Below are 2,245 nucleotides of genomic sequence, written 5' to 3' on the forward strand. Positions count from 1 at the left end.
CCGACCTGCGCCTGGACGACGCCCTCGCCCTGCTCGCCGACCTCGGCTACGACGGCGTCGGCCTGACCCTCGACCACATGCACCTCGACCCGCTCGCCCCCGACCTGGCCGCCCGTACCCGCCGGGTCGCCCGCCGCCTCGACGCCCTCGGCCTGGGCGTCACGGTGGAGACCGGCGCCCGCTACGTGCTCGACCCGCGCCGCAAACACGGCCCCTCCCTGCTGGACGAGGACCCGGACGCCCGCTGGGCACGCATCCGCCTGCTGATCCGCGCCGTCCGCGTCGCCGCCGACCTCGGCGCCCACGCCGTGCACTGCTTCAGCGGCCCCACCCCGGCGGGCACCGACGAGGAGACCGCCTGGAAACGCCTCGCCGACGCCCTGGGCCCGGTGCTGGACGCGGCCGAGGACACCGGCGTGCCCCTCGCGGTGGAACCCGAACCGGGTCATCTGCTGTCCACCCTCGCCGGCTTCCACCGCCTGCGCACCGACCTCGGCGACCCCGCCCCGCTGGGCCTGACCCTGGACATCGGCCACTGCCAGTGCCTGGAGCCCGCGTCCCCCGCCGACTGCGTGCGCGACGCCGCCCCCTGGCTGCGGCACGTCCAGATCGAGGACATGCGCCGCGGCGTCCACAAGCATCTCCCCTTCGGCGACGGCGAGATCGACTTCCCGCCCGTCCTCGACGCCCTGACGGCCAGCGGCTACCAGGGCCTGACCGTCGTCGAACTGCCCCGCCACTCCCACGCCGGACCCGAACTGGCCGCACGGTCGCTGCGGTTCCTGCGAAACGGAGGGACGGGATGAGCGTCCAGCACACCCCACCGGACACCGGCCCGCCCCAGGACACGGCGGGCCTCACCGGCGAGGCCCACCGCTGGCTGGCCGCCGCCCGCGCCTCGGCCGCCGCCCGGGAGGCCGGCTGGGAACTGCGCTTCGCCGAAGCGGGCCGCCGCTGCGGCACCGCCCACGCCGACCCCGCCCGGGTCCTGCTGCTGGCCGCGGCACGGCCCGACGCGGCCACCGTGACCCGCCTCTACCGGCAGGGAACGGCCGCCGAACGACGCGCCGTGCTGCTCGCCCTCGAACAGCTGGACACCGACCCCGCCCACGGCGTGCCGCTGGTGGAGGACGCCCTGCGCACCAACGACACCACCCTGATCGCCGCCGCTCTCGGCCCCTACGCCGCCCGGCACCTCGACGCCCACCCGTGGCGCCACGCCGTGCTCAAGTGCCTGTTCACCGGCGTGCCCGTGACCCGGGTCGCCGGCCTCGCCGCCCGCGCCCGCGGGGACGCGGAACTGGCCCGCATGCTCACCGCCCACGCCGCCGAACGCACCGCCGCCCACCGTGAGATCCCCGCCGGCCTCCCGCACGTGCTCGCCCTGACCCAGGAGCAGTGACCTTGCGCATCTTCGACCCGCACATCCACATGACCTCCCGGACCACGGACGACTACGAGGCGATGTACGCCGCCGGTGTCCGGGCCGTCGTCGAGCCGTCCTTCTGGCTCGGCCAGCCCCGCACCTCGCCCGCCTCCTTCCACGACTACTTCGACGCCCTCCTGGGCTGGGAGCCCTTCCGCGCCGCCCAGTACGGCATCGCCCACCACTGCACGATCGCCCTCAACCCCAAGGAGGCGAACGATCCCCGCTGCCTGCCCGTCCTCGACGACCTGCCCCGCTACCTCGTCAAGGACCGGGTCGTGGCCGTCGGTGAGATCGGCTACGACTCGATGACACCGGCCGAGGACAGGGCCCTGGAACACCAGCTCCAGCTCGCCGCCGACCACAGCCTGCCCGCCCTCGTGCACACCCCGCACCGCGACAAGCTCGCCGGACTGCACCGCACCCTGGACGTGGTCCGCGCGTCCGCGCTGCCCGTGGACCGGGTGCTGGTGGACCACCTCAACGAGACGACCGTGCGGGTGGCCAAGGACGCCGGCTGCTGGCTCGGCTTCTCCGTCTACCCGGACACCAAGATGGACGAGGCCCGCATGGTGGTCCTCCTGCGCGAGTACGGCCCGGAGCGGGTCCTGGTGAACTCGGCCGCCGACTGGGGCAGGAGCGACCCGCTGAAAACCCGCACGGTCGGCGACCTGATGCTCGCCGAGGGTTTCACCGAGGACGACGTGGACCGGGTGCTGTGGCGCAACCCCGTCGCCTTCTACGGCCTCGGCGGACGCCTCGAACTCGACGTCACCTCGGCCGATGCCACGCACGAGGGCAACTCCGTCCTGCGCGGCG

At 74.5% G+C, this 2,245-nt stretch carries 3 protein-coding genes; all 3 read left to right on the forward strand.

Features of this window, described 5'->3' with window-relative positions:
- A partial coding sequence (locus ACVV2G_RS33320) for a sugar phosphate isomerase/epimerase family protein (protein WP_453846496.1) occupies positions 1-806 on the forward strand: 806 nt, incomplete at its 5' end.
- On the forward strand, positions 803-1,402 hold the full coding sequence (locus ACVV2G_RS33325; protein ID WP_453846497.1) for an EboA domain-containing protein: 600 nt from the start codon (positions 803-805) through the stop codon (positions 1,400-1,402). The genes ACVV2G_RS33320 and ACVV2G_RS33325, both read left to right, overlap by 4 nt.
- Positions 1,403-1,404: 2 nt before the next feature.
- Positions 1,405-2,245 (forward strand): TatD family hydrolase (locus tag ACVV2G_RS33330; RefSeq protein WP_453846494.1); only part of this gene is annotated, 841 nt, incomplete at its 3' end.

Source organism: Streptomyces sp. JK94 (assembly GCF_053613315.1).

Excerpts from the sequence above, each read along its gene's own strand:
- ACVV2G_RS33325 (WP_453846497.1), top strand. The coding sequence starts at position 803 with ATGAGCGTCCAGCACACCCCACCGGACACCGGCCCGCCCCAGGACACG.